The following is a 24,481-nucleotide window of genomic DNA, read 5'->3' as shown; positions in this document are numbered from 1 at the left end:
GGCTATATAGTGTCTCTAAAAAAATATGAATCTCTGCGTTGCACTCGCACTTCACATTTTTTCAGAACATTATGAGTTTTTTTACAAAAACTATGCACTGAAAAGTCCATCAACGGTTGATTTGAAAAATAATACTTTTTAGATTTTTCGCGTTTGTTGATGGGTCATATTCATAAAAATTAATAAACAGATTACAACATGGGTATAACCGTTGAGAATCTTACTAAATCCTACGGTTCTCAAAATGCAGTAGACAACATCTCTTTCCAGGTGAAAACCGGTGAAATTCTGGGTTTTCTGGGTCCCAATGGTGCAGGTAAAAGCACTACTATGAAAATTATTTCGTGCTTTATCAGCCCTACCAAAGGATCTGTTCAGTTAGACGGTTTTGAGACCAAAAAACATTCCGAAGAAGTGAGGCGCCGAATCGGGTATCTTCCCGAGAATAATCCGCTCTACACCGACATGAATATTGTGGATTACCTGCATCTGTCGGCCTCACTGCAAAACGTACCCGAGCAGGAAATTCCCGGGCGCATCAAACAGATGGTGGATATCTGCGGATTAGGCCCGGAGTGCCACAAAGATATTAATGAACTTTCCAAAGGATTCCGGCAACGGGTGGGTTTAGCCCAGGCACTCATCCACGATCCTGAAGTTTTAATTCTTGATGAGCCAACCACGGGACTCGATCCCAATCAGATTGTAGAGATCCGTTCGCTGATTAAAGAGATTGGCAGGCAAAAAACCGTAATGCTCAGCTCGCATATTCTCAAAGAAGTAGAAGCAACCTGCGATCGCATTTTGATCATTAACAAAGGAAAATTGGTCGCTGACGGATCAACCGAAGAGTTAAAAGCGCGTTCAACAGCCGTAAACCGATTGGTCTTACAAGTGAAGGGCGAGGGCGTTCAGGAAGCTCTTCTGAATTTAGAATCGGTTGCACAAGTTGCACCAGCTGATGAAGGTGAAAACGATACCTGGCATGTGGATACGAAAGGCAATATGGATTCCAGGGAAGAGATTTTTCAGCTCTGTGTAGAAAAGGGATGGATATTGCTTCAGATGACTCCATTAGAATCCAGCCTTGAAGATGTTTTCCGACAATTAACTGTTCAATCGGAGGGAGTATGAGCCATATCTGGACGATTTGCAAACGGGAAGTGAACGCATTTTTTAACTCACTTACGGCCTATATTATTTTGATTGTATTCCTGGCGGTAAGCGGGTTTTTTACCTGGCTTGGCGGTTCGGGAGATCTGTTTTTTGTAGGACAGGCTTCTCTCAATACTTTTTTTGGAATTGCTTTTTGGACACTCTTCTTTTTCATCCCGGCCATTACCATGCGTATGCTGGCTGAGGAACGACGATCCGGCACACTGGAACTACTCGCCACAAAACCTGTTACCGATTTTCAAATTGTAATCGGTAAATGGCTGGCTTCCTGGTTGCTGGTAATTATCTCTCTCCTGTTTACAATTCCTTACTACATCACCGTAGCCAATCTTGGAAATATCGACCACGGAGCAACTTTCGCCGGTTATTTTGCTTTGATTCTCATAAGCGGTGTTTACACCAGTGTGGGAATTTTTGCATCCAGTATGACGAAGAACCAAATTGTTGCACTGATCCTCAGTCTCTTTATCGGTGTTTTCTTCCATATTCTATTCGGAATTTCAGCGTCTGTACTGCCGCCGTTTCTTTCAGGCATAGCTGAGTTTATGGATCTGCAATACCATTATTCAACACTTACCCGTGGTGTTGTCACACTTGAAAGTGTTACCTATATGGTTTCGCTGATCGTGGTTGGTTTTGTATTGTCAACAGTTTCACTAAAACAGAGGATGTGGAGATGACATTGTTTGAAGGCTTTCTAATTAATAGAGAAGAGGGGTTGATTCAAACAGCCCTGATCATCGGTACAGCCATTGTACTTTGTATTCTTGCAAATCAATTAATCTGGCGGGCTGATCTGACGGAAGACAACCGTTATACACTGTCATCCGCCAGTGAACAAATTGCCGAACAGATTGGAGATCCCATTACTGTTACCGCTTACTTTTCTGAAGATCTGCCCCCCAACCTCGACCTGGTAAAAGACGAATTCCGAAGCTTCCTGGATGAGTTTAGAGCTTATTCCGGTGGCAATCTTGAGTATAGATTCGTAAACCCGAACGAGAACGATCAAACCGAAGCGGAAGCTCAACAGGCCGGTATCCAACCGTTACTGGTGAATGTTCGCGAACGGGATCAAGTCTCGCAAAGAAGGGCGTACCTGGGTGCTGTTTTTCAATATGAAAATCGACAGGAAACTTTACCCGCGGTTCAGCCCAACACCTCTCTTGAATATGAAATTGCTCTGATCATTCAGAAGCTGATTGGAGAAAGTAAACCCAAAATCGGGTTTTTACAGGGACACGGCGAGCCCACCCAAGCAGCAATGACACAAACCATGAATCAGCTACAGCAACTTTACCAGGTTGTGGATCTGAATAATGTAGATTCGAACGGAGTTCCACCGGATATTGAAGTGCTCATGATTGTGGGGCCGGAAGAGATGCTGACCGATTCGGAACTGCTGGCGATTGATCAATATATTATGAGCGGCGGCAAGGCTGTTTTTGCCATCAATAAAGTAAATGCCAATCTGCAAGCGGGCGGTATCGGATCACCCATTGGCACGGGACTAAGCCGCCTCCTTAACACCTACAACATTCCGGTTCAGGCAAATCTGTTGAGGGATGTTAGCAGTGCCCAGATCCAGGTTCAAAGCCGGGATAGAGGGTTTAATGTTGTAAATAATGTACGTTATCCATATATCCCGATGATTCCGAACTTTGGAGATCACCCGATTAGCCAGGGCATTGAGTCTGTACTCTTTCCATTTGTTTCTACACTCGATGTTACCCTGGCAGATACAAATCAAACCTTATCGGTTCTTGCGCGAAGCTCTGAAAGGGCAGATACAACCCGGCAATTTTTAAACCTGAGTCCGCAGCAACAGTTTACAGCTGAAGATTTCCAAGCCTCATATTTGCCCGTTGCTGCTTTAATTGAGGGAACGTTCACGTCTGCTTTTGCAGATGATGATTCCATACAAGCCAATCTCACATCAAGCAGTCCTACATCAATTGTAGTTTTTGGTGATGGTGATTTTGTAATCAACGGAACCGGACAGCAGCAGCAAAACATGCCGGAAGATAACATCAATATTTTTATAAATGCGGTGGATTACCTGGCCGATGCATCCGGCCTGATGGAGTTGAGAACCAAAGCAGTTACCAGCAGGCCGCTGGCACAGATTACAGATCAGACCAAAACATTTTTGAAATATTTAAATGTGTTATTACCCATATTCCTGGTGATTGGTTACGGTTTCTATCGATATCGAACAGCTCAATCAAGAAGACAGAAATGGAAGGAGGAGGGAGTATAACAATGACAAACGCAACTAAAACACTTTCTTTGATATTTGCTTTCGCGCTGGTTCTTCTTCTGTTACAGGTATTTTTAAGCGGCAGCGGGGAAAGTGAAATTTTTAAAGGCGATCTGGTTGAAACCGAAGCATCGCAGGTTAACCGAATTACAATCGATCACCCAGCCGATACCGCTTTTGTAGAGCTCTCAAAAAGTAATGGGGCATGGCAGATTAGGGCCAATAATGAAACGTTCGAAGCGGATTCTCAAAAAATTAAAACCGCTCTCCGTGAGTTCCAGAATATGGAGGTAGAGGCACTCGTCACACGAGACCCCGCTAAACACACCCGTTACCGGGTGGACAGTACCAGCGCTACAATCACCCTTTACCGGGACGATCAACAATTGGATCAGCTCATCGCCAGCTCATCGCAATTTCCCGGAAGCTCGGGAGATATTTATGTACGGCTTACCGGAGACAACCAGGTTTTTTTGGTCAATGGGTTGAGGCGATCGTCCATTCAATCCAATTTTAATTACTGGCGGGATCTTACAGTTTGGAATGTTCCGGAGCGTTCTATCACAGAAATCCGGTTTACCTATCCGGCAGACAGCTCATTTACAATCCGGAGAGAAAATGAAACATGGTTTGCCGGGTCCGACTCGTTGGATAAACAAAAGACATCCACCCTCTCCAATATGCTGGCTAACCTTGAAGCGGCCGGTTTCCCCGATGAAGGTGCAAACCATTTCATGCCTGAAGCTCAATATACCGTGGAGTTTTTACTTGATAACGGAGAAACAAAATCGCTTGCTTTTTTCCCCGCTGTAGATTCGAAACCGGGCCCCTTCTACAAAGTATCCGCCAGCGGATATCCCTATGCATTCTTTCTCGCCAAACGCACCTGGAATCAGGCGGTTCTGACAGGGCGGGATGATTATTTGAAGGAGTAGCAATCTGGTTTGAACTGCATTTACTTTTCACTTTTGTGATTTGCCTTCTCACTAATTTATTAAACAAACCCCGCCAATTTTTTGTAAACTTGAGAGAAGGCTGAGGAGTGCATCATGCAAAAAAAATCCGAGTTCATATTCAAATATCCGCCAAACCTGCAAGAGCTGGATCTTGCTACGATGGTTAGCATGTATCGCGACCGGGGTGAGCCCCGCCATGCCGCTCCCGGAAAATACCTGGCCTGTGCGGTCACTCATAAACTTCTGAAAAATGCCAAATGGTGGTTTGGCCTCTATTACAGCCAGGCCGCGTGGGATAGCCTCCTCACCAAACACTCCGAAGGCTATCCACTCACAGAAGCTGAACTCAACCTGCTTGGAATTCTCGTTGCCACAGAGGATGAGCCGCCCCATCGTGAATTCGTTGAAAAAAATATCGGCGTAACCGCAAAACTGGCTTACCTGATTGTAAACGACATCCGTCAGTTTGGTTTTATTCACGAAGATGAACACGGGTATCTCTCCATTACATCCAACGGGGAGAAGGCGCTGCAGGGAGTTTGCCGAAGAGCGTACGGAAGACGCTTCACCCCGGAAATGCTTGAATTGTTTCATACTGATCCATCCTTTGCACGAAAAACGGCTTCTTCAGGTGATGATCAGCCTACGCTTTTTTAACCCTTCCCCCAGCCCCTTCCCTATTCCGCCAAAAGATGCGAAACAAGGAAGGGGAGTTGTTATAAAATGAACACTAAAAGTCCCTCCTTGTGGCGTGCTTTTCGCCATAGGGAGGGATTTAGGGTGGGTCTTAAACTGGAGATAAAGAATCCCCAAGAAATGAGCCTGCGAAACCTGTATATTTACCCTCTTGTTAAACAGAGAATCTAACTTACAATCAAACATTTTTTCTTCCATTCATGGAAACCTATTTACAAAAAATTATAAGGCAGGCACTGTTGAAGCTCGGTTTGCCTGAAGATCAAGTTCCCGACATCAAGATTGAGACGCCGAAAGATCCATCTCATGGGGATGCGGCTACAAATGTGGCGATGGTTCTGCCCAAAATCCTCAAAAAAAATCCACGTGCAATAGCCGAAGAGTTGATTGATCACCTTGAATCCGATCCCAAAAAAATTAAAGCAGTAGAGATCGCCGGCCCCGGATTTATCAATTTCCGTTTTGCTGAGGATTACCTGTATGATGAGCTTGGCGAAATTCTGAAATCCGGTTCTGAATTTGGAAAAACGAGTGACAATATGGGAGTTGAGTGCCTGGTGGAATTTGTAAGTGCAAACCCAACGGGACCATTAACAGTGGGCCACGGTCGAAATGCTGTTCTTGGAGATACGGTTTCCAGGCTTCTGGAATGGACCGGTGCGGATGTACAGCGTGAGTACTATTTTAACAATGCCGGCCGACAGATGCGAATGCTGGGCCTGAGTGTTCAAGCCCGATACCTGGAAGAGATTGGAGAAGATTCTGAATTTCCCGAAGGTGGTTATGAAGGGGAATACATCAAAGATATTGCCAAACAGCTTGTTCAAGAACATGCCGATCAACTGGCTGAGGAAGAAACTGAAACCGTATTTAAAGAAAAAGCAGAATCGGTCATTTTCGAAGAGATTCAGAGTACGCTCAAGCGGATGAATATCGAGATGGATTCTTTCTTCAATGAGCACACGCTTTATGAAGACGGCTCGATTGATGAGGTAGTTGAAACCTTTCGACAGAAAGATCTGGCGTACGATAAAGACGGCGCCGTTTGGTTTAAAACAACTGAATTCGGGAAAGACCAGGATACGGTTTTAATCAAAAGCAGCGGTGAGCCCACCTACCGATTACCGGATATTGCCTATCACGCCAACAAACTCGATCGCAAATTTGATCTGTGCATTGATGTATTCGGAGCCGATCATATCGATACGTACCCTGATGTACTGAGCGGGATCGAGGTTTTGGGATATGATAAAGAGAAAGTAGAAGTGCTTGTATACCAGTTTGTCACATTAGTTAAAGAAGGCAAACCTTTTAAGATGAGTACACGGAAAGCCAACTTTGTTACTCTCGACGAATTAATGGACGAAGTGGGAGAAGACGTAACCCGCTTTTTCTTTTTGATGAGATCCCCGAATACTCATCTTGAATTCGACATCACAACGGCGAAAGAAACCGGTGAAAAAAATCCCGTCTTCTACCTGCAATATGCACACGCACGCATTCAATCAATCCTTCGAAAAATTGATGAGATCTCAAAATTCAACGATGATATTGATCTCTCTGTTCTCACTCATGAATCAGAAACCACACTCATCAAAAAACTGATCGCCTTTCCCGAAGCGATCTCACTGGCAGCCCAGCATCGTGAACCGCACCGGTTGATTACGTATCTGAATGAGCTTGCCTCTGCATTTACATCTTTCTACCACGATTGCAGAATTATCGGTGAGGAGGACGAGCTCATGCAGGCCCGAACGATGTTGGCAAAAGCCACGGCAACAGTGCTGGCAAACGGACTTGGAATCCTGGGTATTGATGCACCGGATCGGATGTGATTCAAGCAACCTGCCAGAGCATCCGCGCCTTTCGGATTCCTGGCAGAGTTGCAAGACCTGATTGAGACTTGATTGCGTTTTGAGATCGAAACCCAAACTCTGAAAGGAACTTCGCTCTGCTCAGTGCTCTTTCAGGTTCTCCATTCAGCAACCTGCAAGAGTGCCGGTGCTTTACTCGCGCAAGTTTGTAATTTGTGCAAAATAGTTTTGGTACAAGTTACAAACTTGCACCAGATGTGAGGCCTTTTAAAAAAATAGTCGAACTCTGCCAGGAGTTGCAAAGTGTTATCTAAAGCGGTGAATTGGAGGCGTGAATCCGAACTCTTGCAGGAACTTCGCTCCGCTCAGCGCTCTGCCAGGTTCTCGATTCAGTACTCTGCCAGGTTCTTATTAAACCGTTTTCAATTTCGTAAAACAAACAATCCCTTTGATAAACTGATCTTCTACTTTAAAACCGGAGCGTTTAAACAATTCGTTGCTCTCATCCACCGTCCAGAATTTTAGCCCGCTCCACTCGGCAGAGTTTTGGAACAGCCATCCGTACCATGTCTCCGATTTGATAAGATGCATCATAAACAGGATTCCTTCATCTTTCAAAACCCGGCGGCACTCAAACAGTACCTTTAACTCATCCCCCAGTTCATTAAGTGTACCTCCCATTGCTATTCCGTCAAATGTTTTTGCAAAGAAGGGCATCTCGCGTGCATCAGCCCGTATGAGCAGCAGATCTGTTTGATTGGCTTCAGCTTTCAGCCGGGCTTCTTCAAGCATTGCATCTGCAAAATCAATTGCTACAAGACGGCTCTCAGGCTCTGCTTTTTTCAACGCTCTTGCGTACATCGCAGTGGAACAGCCCACATCTAAATATGTTTTTCCGGGTTGAGGGTTCAACCACTCATTCAGGAGTTTTTTCTCCTTTTCAATGGGAAATTGTTCGCCGGTGAGTAGCGACAGAGATCGAACCCGCCACAAATCTTCATATACAGACGCTGTGATACTCCAGTGATTCGTGCTCTGTGCAAGGGTATATTCTTTCTCTTTTGGGAGCAGATCAACAATATTGTTCTTGATGGTATATTCATCACCCTTTCTTGAACAGACCGTACCATTAAACGGTTTAGACAGGTTTTCTACTTCTGAGGGGATTCCTATAGATTCCTGATCGTAAAGCGGAGAACGAACTTCAAATTTCATGCATCAATTAGATTGGTTGAACACTTTTTTTCGATACGCAAACAACGTTCTATAGTTACGGAGTGGACTTTCTGAGACATTGTATTTTCTTGGCACATCACACTCTCAAACTTAATAGCGCGAGCGTCTCGCTCGTGCTCAATAAACGTTATAACAAGCACAAGCGGGACGCTTGCGCTATCTTAGTAAGAAAATTACAATGTCTTACTTCATTTCTGAACCCCGCCTGGCGCAAGTGTTAAGCGAAGCGTCACTTGTGCCAGTTTGGGAGACATTGTATTTTTTCGAGCTAACTCACAATCTCAGATTGGTAAAATATTAATACCTGTTTATAGATCACTCAATTGCAAGAAAAATACAATGTCTTATCTTATTTTTGAACCACGATCGATATTTGCGCACCTTTCTCAACACCAAGCATCTGTTTTGCATTTCCTTTGTTGATGGCAATTTCCAGTTTATCTGAACTGCCAATGTATGCTGCCGGTTCACCATCAGGCACAGCTCCGAAGGTGGGCACAATCTCATCAAGAATAGTATTGCCGACGTAGATTTTGAGGCGGGAATCGCCAATGGTTTCTTTAATCAAAGAGGAGGGAATATTAGAAACCAGATTCCCAAACCGGTCAATATGCACAATCCAGCCCTGGATACCGTCTTTATCGGAAATGGGAATAGCCCACCGATAGGTTACCAGTTTTTCTAAAGGATCTCCTAACTCATCAAGCGAAACGCCGTTTGCAATATGTGCTGCCACCGGGGCAAAAATATCACGCCCGTGAAATGTGGAGGATTGATCTTGACGCCAGTACTTTATGTTTTCAAGTTTAACAGCTTCATAGCCAAACTCTTCACCAATCAGCGAAAATATTCCATTATCAGGGCCTACAAATAGCTGATCTTTAATTTTGATAGCAACAGGCGCACGATCCGTACCCACTCCCGGATCAACGACAACAAGATGAACGGTTCCCGGCGGGAAATAGGGTGCAGAGTTGCGAACCACCCAGGCTCCGGCCATCACATCCTGTGGTGGAATTTCATGGGAAATGTCGATAAAGCGAACATCCGGTATAATATCCAGAATAACCGCTTTCATTACACTTACGTAATGATCCTGGTTTCCAAAGTCGGTTGTAAGTGTAATTATGGGAGACATTGCAGAGTTTATGCGTAGCTGTTAAGCATCACCGGCATCACGAGCATCAGCATCTGTTCGCCCTCTTCTTCCTCGGCCGGTTTTACAATACCCGCGCGGTTGGGAGTAGAGAGTTCAAATTTGGCTTCATCACCGTCAACGTTGCTCAGCACGTCACCCAGGTATTTTGCGTTAAATCCAATTTCCATCTCATCAAAACTATAATCACACGAAATTGTTTCTTTCGCTTCGCTGCTCATATCCAGGTCTTCTGCGCGAATAGTAATTTTATCATTATGTAGCTGAAGCCTGATCTGACGCGTAGTGCTGCTTGAGAAAACCGATACCCTTCGAACCGTAGCCAGCATCTGGTTTTTATCGATTAGCAAGTTCTTGTCATTATCTCTCGGAATGACTGATTCGTAATTGGGATACTGCTCATTAATTAATCTTGTAATAACAATCGTGCTACCGCTCTTAAATTGTGCATGATCATCGGAGATTGTCAGATCCGTTGTACTATCATCCAGCGCTTTTGAGATGAGATTCAATGCTTTATCCGGTACAATAAAAGAGAGTGGTGTATCTGAAGTAAAATTCCTGTTCACATATTTTACCAGCCGATGGCCGTCTGTAGCCACAAATTTTGTTTCCTCTTCCCCGATATCAAAAAATACTCCCATCATCGCGGGGCGGAGATCATCCGTAGAAACGGCAAACATTGTTTTTCCAATTGCATTTTGCAGAAGCTTAGTCTCTGTGGAAAGATTCGTACCACCGTCCATATTTGGAATTTCAGGAAATTCATCGGCCTCTTCTCCAACCAATTTATATTTTCCTTTATCCGTTTTAAACTCAACGTTATGGTCTTCATCTACCTCAAAAAATACCGGGATATTTGGAAGCTGACGCAATGTTTCCTGCAATCGCTTTGCCGGAATCGCAACTGATCCATCCTCTTCAATATCTGCATCAATATATTCAATAATTGAGATCTCAAGATCGGTAGCCGTTAATTTCAATCGGCCATCTTCACTTTCAAACAAAATAGTTTCGAGGATTGGGAGAGTAGCTTTTGTCGGAACCGCTCCGATTACTGCTGAGAGTCCCTCATTCAGATCGTTACTTGATACATTAAATTTCATACTTTTATCTGGTCAGTTTTTAAAGTCAGGTATGGAAAATATCACTTTTTGTCCCCGATTCTCAATAATTCATGCATGTTTCAGGAACCGTTTCTATTCAGACTATACTAACAAATCCTGTCTCTTCCTGCAACCATCAAACATCTGATTTTAACAGATTCAGCAGTCGATAAACGTGGCTCCTTTTTATATCAATCGGCTTTCATTAGATTTATGTTGAATTGTATAACAGCAGATGGTTTATGAATTCATTTTACCTTGTGATGTTTGTCCTGCCTGTTTTGATTATTGCAGTTGCATTGATCCTTGCAAATAAAAGATCTCAACACAATGGATGAAACTCAGTCTCTGTCCATTGCACTCGATCCCTACGCCATTGCAGCATTTGCCGGTTACCTGCTTCTTTTGATAGGAATCGGAATCTACTCCTCACGTTTCTCATCGAAAGGAATCAGCGAATATTTTATTGGCGGCAGGAAAATGAATCGATTCGTTGTAGCATTATCAGCTGTTGTATCGGGACGAAGTGCATGGCTTCTGCTTGGCGTAACCGGAATGGCATATTCCCGGGGCCCTTCGGCTATCTGGGCAGTCGTTGGCTATATTATTGTTGAGCTATTTCTTTTTCTCTACTATGCGCGCAGGCTGCGCAATTTTACTGAAAAGAGAAACTGCATTACTGTACCCGATTTTTTTGCGGAACGATTTGATGATCGAAATGGATATCTGCGCATCACGATCGTTGTCATATTTCTTCTTTTTATGATCGGCTACGTCTCTGCTCAGTTTGTGGCCGGCGGTAAAGCCTTCGCCTCCGGATTTGGGTTAGAACAAAATACCGGTATTTTCATTACAGCCGTTATAGTACTTGCATATACAATTGTTGGCGGATTTCTTGCTGTAAGCCTCACTGATATGCTCCAGGCCATCCTTATGATCTTTGCATTGGTTGCACTCCCGGTTATAGCGATTTACGATACCGGCGGACTCTCACAGTTGCTCATACAACTATCTGCATTGGATATTGCATATGTTGATCCATTTGCCATTTCAGCCGGTGCAGCTATTGGTTTTTTAGGAATTGGATTGGGTTCGCCCGGAAATCCTCATATCCTGGCGCGTTACATGTCGATCGATGATTCCAGGCAGCTTCGCTTTGCCGCCATTATCGGAACTGTTTGGAATGTATTTATGGCCTGGGGTGCGGTTTTCATCGGTTTAGCCGGACGTGTATTTTTCCCTGAAGTTGAGATGCTTCCCGCCAGCGATACCGAAAATCTCTTCCCGTTTTTAGCTCAGCAACATCTCCATCCCGTTCTTTTTGGAATTGTACTGGCATCTATATTTGCTGCCATCATGTCTACCGCCGATTCGCAGTTACTTGTAGCCGCTTCAAGTGTGGTACGGGATCTGTACGATAAAATTATCAAAAAGAACGAAATCATTCCGCAGAAACGCCTTGTGCTTTACAGCCGATCCATTGTTTTTCTATTAGTCGTACTTTCATTACTGTTTGGATTTCTTGCTGAGGAACTTGTTTTTTGGCTTGTGCTATTTGCCTGGGCCGGATTGGGAGCAGCCATCGGGCCAACGTCTATCCTGGCTCTCTACTGGAAAGGCACCACCCGGGCGGGAATCTTTGCCGGAATGATTTCAGGGACGCTCGTAACCATTGGCTGGTATTACATACCTGTGTTGAAAGACTCCTTATATGAGCTCATCCCGGGATTTACTGCAGCACTCTTCGCAACGTGGATCGTCAGTCTTTTTACAGAACCCGCTCCAAAAGTAGAACAGGCATTTGAAGATATGCAGGATTCCTAATCAAACAGGTTCTTCAGAAATCCGATAAACCCCTTCTTCTCTTTCTTTTTCTTCTTCTTACCGGTTCGCCCGCCCTCAAGCTGATCGAACGTGGGCTTGGGCAGTTCGTGGAGTTTTCGTGCCGATCGTTTCTTTTTCTTTTTTGATCCTCCGCGACCTTTTCCATGTCCGCCCCGTTTGTTTTTGGATTTCGATTTTCCGCGAGACGAAAGTTTGTCCTTTACACTTTTTGGTAAAGGTACTTCCTCGGGTGCATATCCAAGTGATTTGCAAATCGTTTTAATATCACTCCGATCTTGTTTGGATACAAGACTGATGATTCTCGTTGCTTTTCCATCTCCTATAAGCTCGGCTCGTAATTTGTATTCGTTTACATCTTCCGGTACATCATAATTGATTACCTGTGAAGTGTGTTCGATCGGAATGTCACCGGCAGACATCTGCCCAACAATCAAATGCTGAACATTTCCGGATTTAAATCGTCCAAACCGCTCATTAAATGTATCTTTATCGGTCTTGTCGTGGATACTGACAGCCCGCTTATTACTCTTTCGAAGAATTTTGTAGAGCCTGTCTGCCGTTTTACGTGAAGCTGTAAAAATTACGGCCGAGTCAGAATCAGGCTTGTGTTTATCGAGGTGAGCCATCAGTGTAGAGATCTTAGATCGCGGTGGAACATTGATGTAGTACTGCGTAAGATCTTTTGTAATTTTTGGTTCTTCTTGCCCGTTTGAAGCTGCCTTCGGCGCAGATGACTTTTTCTTGGCAAGTGTTACCAGTTCAGGATCATTGAGCATCTGCTTTTCAGCTTCGCGCAGTTCTTTGCTGTCTTTAGCTGCAGTGAAGATTCGCTGGCAGTTCCCAATAACGCGGTTTGAGATTGCTTCAATTGAATCCCAATCGTCAATTAATTCGGCCTGGTCAATGATTAACTGCTGAACTTCACGAAAAATCATGCGTCCCTTTTCAAGAACATTGGTAAGGCGCTCCGGTGTGGCAACAACCACAACAGGCCCCTTCATCAAAGCATCGAGCTGCTCATCAGGGTCACCATCATCTGTTATACATGCACTCTCTATAGATGCATGATAACCGATCGCCCAGATCCATTCATCAAGCGTTTTGGCCCGTTCTTTATCGGCTGTTACAACAATAGCACGAGTACCCTGCCTGCGTTCTGATTTCGCTATCTCATTTAATAAGGAAATCAGATAGCCTACCTCCGGGCTCTCCTCTTTTGTTGTATTTATGACAAGATCTTTCTTCTCTTGTACTGCTTTGAATATTTTCTTTTGTAAAGATGAGGGGCTTTCAAGTTTTACATCATTCAACCCCTTCAAGATATCAGAACTCAGTCGAAATTGATTAAACGACAATGTGGTACCTCTTCAATTTTGATCAACATTTCAATTAACAAACGGCAGCAAACCTGCCCAACGACTGATGATCAAATAAGAGTATTCACTACGATCAACCTGGATTTCAAGAAATGCCCAAAAACATACATTGTCAGACAATATTCATCTTAAATCACATCACAATAACAGGTGAATAACTCACCGACATTCGTAAAAATACTCTTCTATCAGCCTTCAAATAAACGTATGCAATGCGTTTACCGGTTAAATTTTCTTTAAGAAAACGTGACACTTTTTTGGTTAACCGGTAAACGCGTCAATCTATAGGTTTATAAACGCATATTACATCTGCATCTTATAACCATCACTACAGAAACAGCCCACAATTTCTATAAATTACCAATTGTGCCTGCTATATTTTTTAACAAGGTATCGCCTTTACTACTGCGATTAAACTAAACTTGCCACCAACTTATTTTAAGCCGGCCACTGCTGCTCTCTGAAAATAAATCTCAGAAGAATGCATTCCAACTCATTTTTTGAAACTCTTTGTTTTACTAAACTCTTTTTTTGTAAAATGATATGAGTTCAACCTGTTAAACGGAATTATTGAACACCCATAATTGTATATACAAAATAGCATAGACTTCTTAATTAGTGCTTGTAAGAAAACTCATAGTGTCCTAAGAAAACGTCAAATTCAAGGCGCGCGAAGACACTATTTAACCTGAAAAAATTGGTGTTGTTACAGATCATTCCCGAACACAAAAATTTTGTATACTCTTACTAATAAGAACACCGTAAAAACTGATACACAATGGCTAAAAGAGTCGCATTTTTTGCATCCAAAGAAGAGGTTGAAGAGTATTACAATATAGAAACAAATAAAGAGGCATTGTTTGAACCTCACTACAATCTCTCTCCGGGTCATCAACTTCCGGTTATCTCTCTGAATGAAGGAGAGCCCGATATTAATCGAATTCGTTGGGGAAAGATGGGGGCAAGCCGGGCAGAACAAACCACTGTAAAAAAAGAGAAGGTTCTTGAGGAACTTAAAAAAGATAATGTTAAGCGATCTATTATATCGCTTAGTGGTTTTTTTGTCTGGAAAGATGACCAGGAAAAAAATCATCCCTTTTTCGTCCGGTTGTTGAATAATGCTGTAATGTCGGTAGCTGGACTATATTACGACGACGATGAACCGTTTGTGAGTCTCATTACTACCGAAGCCAACACCCTTGTTCAGCCAATGTCTCCCCGAATGCCTTTAATGTTCGATCGCCCGACGGCTCTTCAGTGGCTCGACGTAGGTATGGATATTTCTGAACTTCTTGAAGAGGCGGATAATCTGTTTATGCTTACCGACCTTTCTGTGCTTCGTGTAAGTAAAAAAGTGAATGACCCTACGAACAACAGTGCGGAGATCATTCAGCCGATTCCGAAGTAGATGAAGATTTAGGCTGAAGATCCGGCTTACCCTCAATCTGGTTTTGATAGATACGCAGTGTATTATATGCAAAATCAATATCCGGCTCAGCCAATAGCTTGTCCAGAATATCCTCCCAAATCAGTTGGTTGAGTCCGCGGCGTCTTCTTGCATGCGACAGATGGCGAATTGTGAGTTTCACCCCTACTTCCACAACCTCGGTATAGACGATCGGAGTCAGGTTTTTGTACTGTATCAAGTATGATTTTTTGGCTCGTCGAATCTGCTGCTCGGCATCAGCTACATAGTCTTCAGAGTGGCTGTTTACAATCTCAGTGAGTATCTCTTTCGCTTTTCTCCAGTTGCTTTCAAATGTCACTACAATCTCAATTTCATTCCAAATAAAATTGAAATCGCTGGTGTAGTTGGCTACAGAATTTTGCAGTATGTAATGATTTGGAATATGAATTACACGGCCGGTACTTTGATCGGATTTGGTCCAATTCCCAATTTCCAGGATCGTAAATTTGAAGAATCGAATATCAATCACGTCTCCTTTACGGTCGCCAATTTCGATCCGATCTCCCACCACAAATGGTTTTCGCCAAATCAAAAAGAGCCATCCCGCCATATCTGTTACCGGGTCTCGCAGGGCAATGGCCAAACCTGCTGAGAGCAATCCCAAAAACGTGGCTACAGAAGCCATCCCCTGGAACCAGATCCGGCCGATCAGCAGAAACCCAAGAAAACTTAAGAAGTAGGTTAAATTCTTGCGCCACTTATATCGAATTGAATCGTCGTCAGTTTGCCGACGCACAATTCGAATAACAATAAACCGAATGGCTATCAAAACCAGAATAATGAATACTGACTCAATGAGATTGCCGAAATCCAGATAGATATTCGATAAAATGTCTTGAATGGATTGAGTTGTTTCCTCGTTCATTTTATTTCACTAATCTGTACCAATTCAGAACAATTAAAAGGGTTCCAATTTGTTATATCTTTACCACTTTGTTAAAAGTATAAATAGTGATATTTTTACACTCTTTGCAACAAACTGAAAACTTTATTTTATGCTATACGGAATTATCATATCGCTGATTACTTTAATCTGTATTTTACTGATTGTAGTAATCTTATTACAACCCGGCCAAAAAGAGGGATTGTCGGGTGGACTGGCTGCCGGAATGGCCGGCGGCTCTTCGATGGGAGCAAGACGAACAGCCGATCTTTTATCGAAAACCACTGCAATTCTCGCAGGGCTTTTTCTCGGATTAAGTGTACTTGCTAATTTTGCCATTGACAGCGAGGAAACGAATCAGAGCACGATTCAACAGCAGTCTAATTTTGGTGAACCGGTTGAACAACAAGATTTTTCGGTTCCGTCTGAAACAGAATCAGCTGTTCCGCAACAGCCGCAGAATCAGGGATCTTCTAATGAAGAAGGTAACTAAGCTCTTCCCAGCCAAGACTTCCGAAGTCTCGCGAGACTTTATCAAAGGCTTTAGAGCTTTAATATCTCCTTTCTTATAAAAACAAGTATACAGACTTCGGAAGTCTACACATTCGGTTCAAACCCACGGACTTTGGTCGCTCGCTTCTGCAATTTTTGCCGCGTCAATCGCAATAACCAATTCTTCGTTTGTGGGTATTACATACACATCTGTTTTCGAAGTATCTGAACTTATTTTTTCGATCTCCCCCGGTTTTACTGAATTATTCCGGTTTGAGTCGACCTCAATACCAAGTGACTCGAGATTTTCGAGCGATTTTTCCCTGATCAATGAAGAGTTCTCTCCGATTCCAGCCGTAAAGATGATGGCATCACAACCATTCAGCGTGGCAAAATAGGTACCGATATATTTTTTGATGTTGTAGCAAAACACATCAATTGCCTGTTGGCAGCGCCGGTCTCCCCGTTCTGCTTCAGATATCAAATCCCGCATATCGCTGGCAAATCCACTCAGGCCTAACAGTCCGCTGTGGCGGTTCAGCATAGCATGCAGACTATTCAGCGGAAGCTCCTCTTTTTCCACAATGTAGAACAAAATTGATGGATCCAGATCCCCGCTTCGGGTTCCCATCACCAGTCCAGACAACGGCGTAAAACCCATCGATGTATCTTTTGACTGTCCTCCTTCAATCGCCGCAATTGATGCCCCGTTACCAAGGTGGCAGGTAATTACTTTGGTCTTCTCTTTTGCCTTTTCAATCTGTTTGTAATACTGCCGGCTCACATAATAATGAGAGGTTCCATGAAATCCATAGCGCCGGATTTTATGGCGGCGGTACAACCGGTTTGGAATACCATACATGTAAGCTTCAGGCGGAATAGACTGATGAAAAGCCGTATCAAATACAGCTACATGCGGAATGTCCGGCAATTTTTCCTGGGCAGCCTGAATTCCTTTCAAGTTAGGCGGATTATGAAGGGGAGCCAGGTCAAACGCCTGTTTGATGGCATATTTTACTTCCTTGTCAATCAATACAGAATCCTTAAACATTTCGCCGCCATGAACAACCCGGTGCCCCACAGCTTTAATATCAGATGGCGAAGAGATAATATCAGCTTCCGGGCTCAACAGGTAATCCAGGATCTCTTTTAGTGCCTCTCCATGGTTGGAAATTACTTTTGTGTCTTTAATCCGGTTGCCGGTTGCCGGTTCATGTTTTACGATGGATGTAACTGCGCCAATGCGTTCAATTATTCCATGGCAAAGTTCTTCTCTCTCTTCAACTTCAATCAGGTCGTATTTTACGGATGAACTTCCGCAATTGATGACTAATACAAGCATGTATATTTATTTGATAGTTAATTTGGTTAGTAGTGTATACCCCTGAGTTTTTTCATTTAATCCGGGTCTCTTTTAAAACTACTGAAACTGTTTTTCCTAAACGAATTGTTTTCAGCCAAAAAAAATTAAAAGGCACACTCCTTTACATTAGAAGTGTGCCTTTTTAGGGATCAACAATACCTTAGAATCTGAATTCTGCAGCTACGGTTGAGTGAATGGGCATCTCTTCTTTGGGAAGCACATACACTTTGCTGCCTGTTTTATAACCGGTGATGGACAGCCAGTTCAGGAGTTCTACATCCTCGCCATTCGGCTCACCGCTGTAGTGAACGGTGTGGTTCTCTTCATCATACTTACCCCACTTGGTTTCTCCTCGTGAAATAAATATGGTTTGAGATTTCCCCATCACAGTTGATTCAATAATCTCACTCAGATTATTGGATACGCGGTCTTCTCCATACTCAGAGAAATTTTCAAGAGATCTGTACATCTCAGATAAAAAGTGCTCTTTCACTACATCCCAGCCTTTATCCCGCAGTTCTTTATCGGAAAGGTCATCGGGGTTGTGAGAAACTGTATTTTCAATTAATCGATTGTAGTGATTCACCTTTTTATAAAGCCCGGTATTTTCCGTAAGTCCGACCAGAATTAACGGGTCGCCCGTTTCATTCACTACGTTAGATATCTCTTTCTCAATTTCGCGGTAAAACGCTTCAACAACTACCATTTTGTCCTCTTCGTTGGCATTATGCCCGAAATACATAGCAGATTGCCCCCTCGCCCCGGTATGAAACTGAAGCTGCTTTTGAGGATCCACTTCAAGATAATCGGTCACAGATGTTTCAATGTTATCCGGAGTGATATCATGAACGGAATTTCGGGTGCAGCGCAGTAAACGTACATTCTTTCGGCTCGCTGCCAATACCACAAATGAACCGTCCATACTGGTCATGGGCAGCAACGGGGTTATCATAAAATGATCATTCACAAACACCCGTTCATCTACTTCGTAGGGTAGATGATAGAGGTCATATGAATCTTCAGTTATATAAACCACAAGTCCTTTTTTAAGATGAGACCAAAACAATGGCTTATCCAGCAGTTCTTTCGCCGGTTTAAGCATCTGCTGGACATCTTCTTTTTTTAAATTTCGTTCTTCTAATTTATTTTCAGCGTTAGACAGTAAATTTTTGAACCGAATGGGATCTTGCTTTGATTCTTCTCCTTTTTCGTGAGTTGGAAGAGTTATTGTTACGTAATTTTCAGCGTTTTTATTAATCAGCTCGTGTATTGTTTTTTCGCTTACCATCCTTTTGTCTCCTACTTAATATTTCGATGAGTCTTCTATAAAAATAAAGAATTTCTGAGTCTTAAGGTTCCACTTAAAATATACGTACAAAAATAAAGTCGCTAAATGTGAAAACAAGAGGTTTTACTGACTCTGATAAAAATTTCTTACTCTACGTGAATGAAAAGAAATAAGTACAACTAAAAGACAAAATGAGTAAATCTACTCTTCAGGGAATTAAAAACAGTTTGGGCCCCGGGTTAATTATGGCTGCCGCTGCAATAGGTGTTTCACATCTTGTTCAGTCAACCCGTGCCGGCGCCGAATATGGTTTTGCTCTTGTATGGGCGGTACTTTTAGCAAATATTTTTAAATATCCGTTTCTGGAGTTTGGCCCGCGGTACGCTCTTGCCACACGCAAAAATTTGATCCGGGGATATGCCAAAATGAGCTCCCTGGCACTATGGATTTTCATCATCTTTACAGTTTCAACAATGTTTGCGGTTCATGCGGCAGTTACAATTGTAACAGCAAGCCTGGCAACCAGCCTCACCGGAATTGAACTATCCGTTACGGTATGGTGTGCCATCATTCTCGTTTTGTGCGTCATTTATCTATTTCGAAACACATATGCATTATTAGATAAGGCCATTAAAGTATTGATGGTAATTTTGGCCATTTCAACAGTAATTGCCATGATTTTGGCGTTTGTAAACATCGGTTACACACCAAAACCTAAAGCTATTGCACCCGAGATCTGGACCGTATCCGGGGTTGCTTTTTTGATTGCCCTGATGGGCTGGATGCCCATTCCTATTGATGCCGCAGCCTGGCAATCAATCTGGACACTGGAGCGAATGAAGGAAACCAAGTACAAACCACAACTCGGCGAAGTGCAGTTCGACTTTAATCTCGGTTACATCGGCACGGCCATTATCGCACTCTGTTTTTTAACACTTGGCGCAATGGTTATGTACGGTTCAGGAGAGGAATACGCTGCCAGCGCAGCCGGATTCTCAAATCAACTGATTGAACTTTACACCTCGGCACTGGGCGATTGGGCTTTTGTACTGATTGCCGCCTGTGCCTTCACAACCATGTTTAGTACAACACTTACGGTAACAGATACATACCCGCGCGTAGTTAATGAATTTGTGTCGGTCTTAAAAAAGGACGACAATCAATCAACAGAAATCCGTTACCGGTATCTTCTTATCGGGGTTAGTGCCGGCTCGCTTTTGCTATTGATTTTTCTTGGGGATCAATTTCGGTTTTCTGATCGATCTCGCCACAACCATGTCATTTCTCACAGCGCCGGTATTAGCATTTATGAATCACAAACTCATTCATCAACCTGAAGTTGAAGAGCAGTTCAGGCCTAAACCATGGCTCTACTGGCTGAGCGTGAGCGGCATTATTTTTCTTACACTATTTGCCTTAATTTACCTGTATTGGATGCTCTTTTATTAACTTTATTCCATGGTCAGGTTTTTTCTTTTCGGTTTCATTTCACTTTTTGTTGTACTGCCAGCGCAGGCACAAATGTACAATACCCAGTACAGGGTGCCAGGCCAGGAGTGGATGGAGCTCAACACCGACCGATTCAGGCTTATCTACCCTAAACGATATCAGCAGGAAGCTTATCGTTCAATGGCCATTTTAGAGAGCGAATATTCAGATATAAAAAACCTGGTTGGCGGAACGATGAATCGATTTCCCTTTATCCTCAACCCTGAAAATGACAACTCGAACGGGTTCGTCTCTCCAATAAATTTCCGGTCAGAGGTTGAACTCTCCCCCATCATCAGCAAAACGATGAATCCTAAGTCGGGCGGGTGGCTGGAACTGGTTCTTCCCCACGAGTTGGTTCACGCCATGCATTTCAACGAAAATCCATCATCGGTAACCAGTATCCTCTCCATCTTTTCTCCCGACATCAGGCGAGCTACTCACGGCGCCGCTCCAATCGGTTTGATTGAGGGAATTGCCGTAGAGTATGAAACTCACAATCAAATACCGCAGGCAGGACGGGGACACCATCCCTATTTCCGCAATCAATTTCGGTCTGTTTTACATTCTTCCAACCCGTGGTCGATGGGGCAGTTGGTTCACAGTTCAACCTATACGCCGCCGTTTAACCGGCACTACATTGGCGGATATGAATTTGTAAACTGGCTGCTGGATTCCTACGGACAGGATTCCATGAAAAACGCAATTGAATATCATTATAAATACCCTTTTTTAGGTTTTGGGTTAGCCTTAAAACATGAAACAGATTTTTGGCCGGGCCAACTTTACGATCAGTTCAACGAGCAAAAAAAACAGAATGAAGATGACCGCCTCAAAAAGATCGGTAACAGCACTGATACGCTGTCAAAAGAGATTCCATTTACCGCCACTTGTAAACGGCTTCAACGCCCAAAATGGCTGAACAATCATACTCTTATTTTTTATGGAAGAGGATGCAACCGGGCCTCCGGCTTTTATACGTACGATCTTAATTCCAAGTCATTAGAACTACTGAAGGAAGTATCCATCACCGACGATTTTCTGTATTCACTTTCGGAAGATAAAAGTATTGCGGTCTATTCTCGCTATCACACAAATCTTCTCTACGACAACCTCTATCAGGGAGATCTTCATATCCTTGAACTCTCAACTGGAGATTCGGAACGCATCACCCAAAAATCGAGACTTTTTTCTCCGGCTTTTTTTGATGGGAATATCCTTGCTCTTCAAACAGAAGCCAACCAGATGAATCTCGTACGGATCAACCCAAACGATGGTGAGATTATGAAAAAGTACTCCAGGCCAGAGCACTCCACCCTTGTTCAGGTGGCTCCCAATCCTCACAAACCTGTCTCTGCAGCCATCATCGGGCGAATAAAAAGCACCCAGGGAATTTGGTTTGAAGATCTCGATAAGACGAGGATTCTCGATGCTAAACCCGATATTGTTTTTGAAGAAGGTTCTGTTTTTGATCTGTCGTGGCATCCCACCGAACAGAAACTACTGTTTGTGAGCGATCATACCGGAACCATGAACCTGTATCAGTACGATCTGAAAGGTGGTCAAGTTCATCAAATCACCAATAGTCAATTCAATGTATTTGAGGCTTCGTATTCTCCCGATGGACAGCAGATCGCCTACATCATGCAGGATGAAAATGAGCAAACGCTTCAATTGTTCGATGCAGATGATGCCGTTTGGGAACAGGTTCCGGCCGATCGGTGGCAATTCGATTCGTCAATTCGGGAAAGCCTTTCTCGTCCGTTAATGAACCGGAAAATGGCAGTCGATACCTCTGCCTGGAAACCCGAGTCGTACTCAACCGGTTGGGCCTGGCTCAAACCCCGGCTTTGGCTTCCCACCTATGAAGAACAGAATGGATACCACCGGCCCGGATTAACATTTGAAAGCGGAGATGTGATGAGCTCGCAAGCTTACTCGCTTGACGTGAGTTATTTAGCAGAACGGCTCTGGTTTAATACATCCTATAACTACAAAGGATTTTATCCCGGGTTTAAAGTTGAGCTATTTAACAGCCCGATTTTCACCCAGTTCCAAACGGACGATGGTGAGGATGAATCATACCAGGAGTTGCTGCAGGAATCCCGTGGAGCCTCATTCAGCATCCCTATTCCACTCATGCTCGAATCAAACACCCGGTTTACATCTCTCTTTTTTGAACCGCGATATTCTGTTTCTCAGATCCGCTTTCTGAACCCGGATCAATCATGGCAACCTGTTTCTGATTTTGGAACCCGCCATACTCTCGGGTTCAAAACCATTTTCAACTGGAAACTACGTCATTTTACCCGTGACATTCAGCCCAATGCAGGATGGGCTTTCTTTGTAGAGGGTCGGCAGGCATTGAACAAAGATGAATTTATGATTGAAACAGACCAGGTTTCGGTTGACGGAACTCTCTCTCGCCGGCGCGGGCTCAATGTTGGCGCAATTACATTTCTTTCTCCACTGAAGCGCTGGAATCAATCTTTGCGAATTTCCGCTGAGCTGTATTCGCAAACCGACGTTCCTGTATTTGGAGTATCCTCTCGTTTTATTGATCATTTCTCAGAGTTTCCATTTCCCGGTGCCAACAATATCGGTTTCCTGAATACCCGCTATACCATTCCCATTATCTATCCCGATGAGGGAGGATTGCTCTTGCCTCTCTATCTATCCAATATTTACCTGGTTCTGTTTTCTCAGACAGCTGCTGATTTAGATCATACCATTCGTACCTCAAACTCAAGGACTATTTTCGGTGCCGGAATTCGATCGAGATTTCGTTTGAGCAACATGAGTTTCGATATCGGGATTTCACTCGGCTGGGAACCGACCCGGGACAATCTTTCCTACCATTTTGGCAGCTTTTAACTCTCTTCGGCTGTATAAAGTTTGCGATAGATTTTTGCAGTTTTTTCTTTTACCCGCTTAGCTTCATCATCTGTCAGCCGGTTTTTCCATGTATGAATCGTTTGCTTCGAATCTCTGGGCTGATAATCGTTCGATTCAGCTTCTGCAGGATTCTGCTTCGATGTAAACTCCCTTATATACTGTTCAATTTCTTCGCTGAATTCCAGGTCCAGGTAGGTGAACATTTTTCGGAAGTTTTCAATCGGATCTTGAGCAAGTTTTTCATGCTTCATGAAAAGCCACTCGGGATATGTTTCCCGGTAATCCAAAATCACAAAGTTCAGCACATTCCATAACAGACTGATCCGGTCAATGAAATCGCCTTCTGCATCCGTTTTCTCGATCTCTTTCTTGAATGGTTCCAAACGGGTATTGATCAGTTTTTCCTGGTTGAGAAAATTTTTGAAGTCAAAATCCCACCCCTGTTTTTTTAAGCTTCCTGCAAATGCAAGGGGATTTCGAATCATGCAGATCACTTTTAGCTGGTACCGCTCATATAACCATCCCGCCGATAAAAGCGCAATCGGGTCTTTCAACAAATAGCGGGGACGATTTCCACTCAACAGAAGATATTTTAGATAGATAAGCGGGGTTTTCCAGTTATACCCCGATTCCCTGCAAATTTTTGCCGGATATTGGAATGCGGTATTGGGTATATACCGATCGAACTCTCTTTTAATTTCCCTGTAATTCTGTGAAGTGGGAACGTGCTCAAACCAGTGATCGAATTTGTATTCAAAATTGTACCGTGTTGTTTCCGGGTTGAAGGGTTCATAAACCAACTCTACATTTTTTGTCTTGGAAAGTGTCCGCCCTACCCATGTTGTACCCGAGCGATGAGTTCCCGTTACCAGAATATGTTTCCGATTTTCCTTTACCAGCACAGACCCTTATTCCGTTTAAACATGTTGAGACGAAGGCTTAAAATATTTTAACCTACATCATAACTTTTTTCTGCAGGGAAT

Annotated in this window: 19 protein-coding genes; 11 read left to right on the top strand and 8 right to left on the bottom strand. The window is 43.4% G+C overall.

All coding sequences use genetic code 11. The features are described from left to right. Positions 1 to 198: 198 nt before the first annotated feature. The 6 genes from U5K72_03510 (at position 199) to argS (ending at position 6,923) form a co-directional block, all read left to right on the top strand. Entirely contained in the window at positions 199 to 1,134 is a 936-nt protein-coding gene (locus U5K72_03510) for an ATP-binding cassette domain-containing protein (GenBank protein MDZ7717873.1), read from the top strand. Then, positions 1,131 to 1,856 (top strand): ABC transporter permease subunit, encoded by a 726-nt coding sequence (locus U5K72_03505; GenBank protein ID MDZ7717872.1) that lies wholly within the window; start codon positions 1,131 to 1,133, stop codon positions 1,854 to 1,856. Before U5K72_03510 ends, U5K72_03505 begins: the two co-directional genes overlap by 4 nt. Continuing rightward, positions 1,853 to 3,436 (top strand): Gldg family protein, encoded by a 1,584-nt coding sequence (locus U5K72_03500; GenBank protein ID MDZ7717871.1) that lies wholly within the window; start codon positions 1,853 to 1,855, stop codon positions 3,434 to 3,436. The genes U5K72_03505 and U5K72_03500 overlap by 4 nt, the downstream gene beginning before the upstream one ends. A 2-nt stretch (positions 3,437 to 3,438) precedes the next feature. Continuing rightward, positions 3,439 to 4,371 (top strand): DUF4340 domain-containing protein, encoded by a 933-nt coding sequence (locus U5K72_03495; GenBank protein ID MDZ7717870.1) that lies wholly within the window; start codon positions 3,439 to 3,441, stop codon positions 4,369 to 4,371. 114 nt (positions 4,372 to 4,485) lie between these two features. Beyond that, positions 4,486 to 5,049, top strand: coding sequence for a hypothetical protein (locus tag U5K72_03490; protein MDZ7717869.1), 564 nt, complete (start codon positions 4,486 to 4,488; stop codon positions 5,047 to 5,049). 239 nt (positions 5,050 to 5,288) lie between these two features. Next, positions 5,289 to 6,923: an arginine--tRNA ligase gene (argS, locus tag U5K72_03485; GenBank protein MDZ7717868.1), complete on the top strand. Its 1,635-nt coding sequence runs from the start codon at positions 5,289 to 5,291 to the stop codon at positions 6,921 to 6,923. Positions 6,924 to 7,313: 390 nt separating this feature from the next. On the opposite strand, the gene U5K72_03480 is transcribed toward argS, so the two are convergent. From U5K72_03480 to dnaN, 3 genes are all read right to left on the bottom strand, one after another. After that, on the bottom strand, positions 7,314 to 8,117 hold the full coding sequence (locus U5K72_03480) for a class I SAM-dependent methyltransferase (GenBank protein MDZ7717867.1): 804 nt from the start codon (positions 8,115 to 8,117) through the stop codon (positions 7,314 to 7,316). 370 nt (positions 8,118 to 8,487) lie between these two features. Next, on the bottom strand, positions 8,488 to 9,276 hold the full coding sequence (locus U5K72_03475; protein MDZ7717866.1) for an SAM-dependent chlorinase/fluorinase: 789 nt from the start codon (positions 9,274 to 9,276) through the stop codon (positions 8,488 to 8,490). An 8-nt stretch (positions 9,277 to 9,284) separates the two neighbouring features. Further along, on the bottom strand, positions 9,285 to 10,400 hold the full coding sequence (gene dnaN, locus U5K72_03470) for a DNA polymerase III subunit beta (GenBank protein ID MDZ7717865.1): 1,116 nt from the start codon (positions 10,398 to 10,400) through the stop codon (positions 9,285 to 9,287). 330 nt (positions 10,401 to 10,730) lie between these two features. Here dnaN and U5K72_03465 point away from each other — a divergent pair, with 330 nt between their 5' ends. After that, positions 10,731 to 12,224 carry a sodium/proline symporter gene (locus U5K72_03465; GenBank protein MDZ7717864.1) on the top strand — a complete coding sequence of 498 codons (1,494 nt, stop codon included), beginning with the start codon at positions 10,731 to 10,733 and terminating at the stop codon, positions 12,222 to 12,224. Here U5K72_03465 and U5K72_03460 read toward each other — a convergent pair. Continuing rightward, positions 12,221 to 13,600: a DEAD/DEAH box helicase gene (locus tag U5K72_03460; protein ID MDZ7717863.1), complete on the bottom strand. Its 1,380-nt coding sequence runs from the start codon at positions 13,598 to 13,600 to the stop codon at positions 12,221 to 12,223. The two genes, U5K72_03465 and U5K72_03460, sit on opposite strands and share 4 nt — an antisense overlap. Positions 13,601 to 14,399: 799 nt before the next feature. Here U5K72_03460 and U5K72_03455 point away from each other — a divergent pair. Further along, positions 14,400 to 15,029 carry an SOS response-associated peptidase family protein gene (locus U5K72_03455; protein MDZ7717862.1) on the top strand — a complete coding sequence of 210 codons (630 nt, stop codon included), beginning with the start codon at positions 14,400 to 14,402 and terminating at the stop codon, positions 15,027 to 15,029. Here U5K72_03455 and U5K72_03450 read toward each other — a convergent pair. After that, positions 15,007 to 15,954 carry a mechanosensitive ion channel gene (locus tag U5K72_03450; protein ID MDZ7717861.1) on the bottom strand — a complete coding sequence of 316 codons (948 nt, stop codon included), beginning with the start codon at positions 15,952 to 15,954 and terminating at the stop codon, positions 15,007 to 15,009. The genes U5K72_03455 and U5K72_03450 overlap by 23 nt on opposite strands. A 130-nt stretch (positions 15,955 to 16,084) precedes the next feature. Here U5K72_03450 and secG point away from each other — a divergent pair, with 130 nt between their 5' ends. Further along, complete coding sequence (gene secG, locus U5K72_03445) at positions 16,085 to 16,465, top strand: preprotein translocase subunit SecG (protein ID MDZ7717860.1); 381 nt, start codon at positions 16,085 to 16,087, stop codon at positions 16,463 to 16,465. Positions 16,466 to 16,582: 117 nt separating this feature from the next. Here secG and U5K72_03440 read toward each other — a convergent pair whose 3' ends face one another. Together U5K72_03440 and U5K72_03435 are read right to left on the bottom strand one after the other, a co-directional pair. Continuing rightward, positions 16,583 to 17,806, bottom strand: coding sequence for an acetate kinase (locus U5K72_03440; GenBank protein ID MDZ7717859.1), 1,224 nt, complete (start codon positions 17,804 to 17,806; stop codon positions 16,583 to 16,585). A gap of 181 nt (positions 17,807 to 17,987) precedes the next feature. Continuing rightward, the gene (locus tag U5K72_03435) at positions 17,988 to 19,115 is read right to left on the bottom strand and encodes a hypothetical protein (protein MDZ7717858.1); all 1,128 of its coding nucleotides are present in this window, start codon (positions 19,113 to 19,115) and stop codon (positions 17,988 to 17,990) included. A gap of 191 nt (positions 19,116 to 19,306) precedes the next feature. Here U5K72_03435 and U5K72_03430 point away from each other — a divergent pair, with 191 nt between their 5' ends. Together U5K72_03430 and U5K72_03425 are read left to right on the top strand one after the other, a co-directional pair. Then, on the top strand, positions 19,307 to 20,452 hold the full coding sequence (locus U5K72_03430; protein ID MDZ7717857.1) for an Nramp family divalent metal transporter: 1,146 nt from the start codon (positions 19,307 to 19,309) through the stop codon (positions 20,450 to 20,452). Between the two features lie 121 nt (positions 20,453 to 20,573). Next, positions 20,574 to 23,477 (top strand): hypothetical protein, encoded by a 2,904-nt coding sequence (locus tag U5K72_03425; protein ID MDZ7717856.1) that lies wholly within the window; start codon positions 20,574 to 20,576, stop codon positions 23,475 to 23,477. Here the strand turns inward: U5K72_03425 and U5K72_03420 are convergent. Then, positions 23,474 to 24,400, bottom strand: a complete 927-nt coding sequence (locus U5K72_03420; protein MDZ7717855.1) for a sulfotransferase domain-containing protein — start codon at positions 24,398 to 24,400, stop codon at positions 23,474 to 23,476. The two genes, U5K72_03425 and U5K72_03420, sit on opposite strands and share 4 nt — an antisense overlap. Positions 24,401 to 24,481: the final 81 nt, after the last annotated feature.

The organism is Balneolaceae bacterium, assembly GCA_034521495.1.
Classification (GTDB): Bacteria; Bacteroidota; Rhodothermia; order Balneolales; family Balneolaceae; genus Rhodohalobacter.
Note: the sequence above shows the minus strand (reverse complement) of the source record. Positions and strands in the feature narration are given on the sequence as shown.

Coding starts and splice junctions, on each gene's coding strand:
- U5K72_03455 (MDZ7717862.1), top strand. CDS start 14,400: ATGGCTAAAAGAGTCGCATTTTTTGCATCCAAAGAAGAGGTTGAAGAG.
- U5K72_03510 (MDZ7717873.1), top strand. CDS start 199: ATGGGTATAACCGTTGAGAATCTTACTAAATCCTACGGTTCTCAAAAT.
- U5K72_03495 (MDZ7717870.1), top strand. CDS start 3,439: ATGACAAACGCAACTAAAACACTTTCTTTGATATTTGCTTTCGCGCTG.
- U5K72_03450 (MDZ7717861.1), bottom strand. CDS start 15,954: ATGAACGAGGAAACAACTCAATCCATTCAAGACATTTTATCGAATATC.
- U5K72_03430 (MDZ7717857.1), top strand. CDS start 19,307: ATGAGTAAATCTACTCTTCAGGGAATTAAAAACAGTTTGGGCCCCGGG.
- U5K72_03475 (MDZ7717866.1), bottom strand. CDS start 9,276: ATGTCTCCCATAATTACACTTACAACCGACTTTGGAAACCAGGATCAT.
- U5K72_03465 (MDZ7717864.1), top strand. CDS start 10,731: ATGGATGAAACTCAGTCTCTGTCCATTGCACTCGATCCCTACGCCATT.
- U5K72_03440 (MDZ7717859.1), bottom strand. CDS start 17,806: ATGCTTGTATTAGTCATCAATTGCGGAAGTTCATCCGTAAAATACGAC.
- U5K72_03500 (MDZ7717871.1), top strand. CDS start 1,853: ATGACATTGTTTGAAGGCTTTCTAATTAATAGAGAAGAGGGGTTGATT.
- U5K72_03425 (MDZ7717856.1), top strand. CDS start 20,574: ATGGTCAGGTTTTTTCTTTTCGGTTTCATTTCACTTTTTGTTGTACTG.
- U5K72_03490 (MDZ7717869.1), top strand. CDS start 4,486: ATGCAAAAAAAATCCGAGTTCATATTCAAATATCCGCCAAACCTGCAA.
- U5K72_03480 (MDZ7717867.1), bottom strand. CDS start 8,117: ATGAAATTTGAAGTTCGTTCTCCGCTTTACGATCAGGAATCTATAGGA.
- secG (MDZ7717860.1), top strand. CDS start 16,085: ATGCTATACGGAATTATCATATCGCTGATTACTTTAATCTGTATTTTA.
- argS (MDZ7717868.1), top strand. CDS start 5,289: ATGGAAACCTATTTACAAAAAATTATAAGGCAGGCACTGTTGAAGCTC.
- U5K72_03435 (MDZ7717858.1), bottom strand. CDS start 19,115: ATGGTAAGCGAAAAAACAATACACGAGCTGATTAATAAAAACGCTGAA.
- U5K72_03505 (MDZ7717872.1), top strand. CDS start 1,131: ATGAGCCATATCTGGACGATTTGCAAACGGGAAGTGAACGCATTTTTT.
- dnaN (MDZ7717865.1), bottom strand. CDS start 10,400: ATGAAATTTAATGTATCAAGTAACGATCTGAATGAGGGACTCTCAGCA.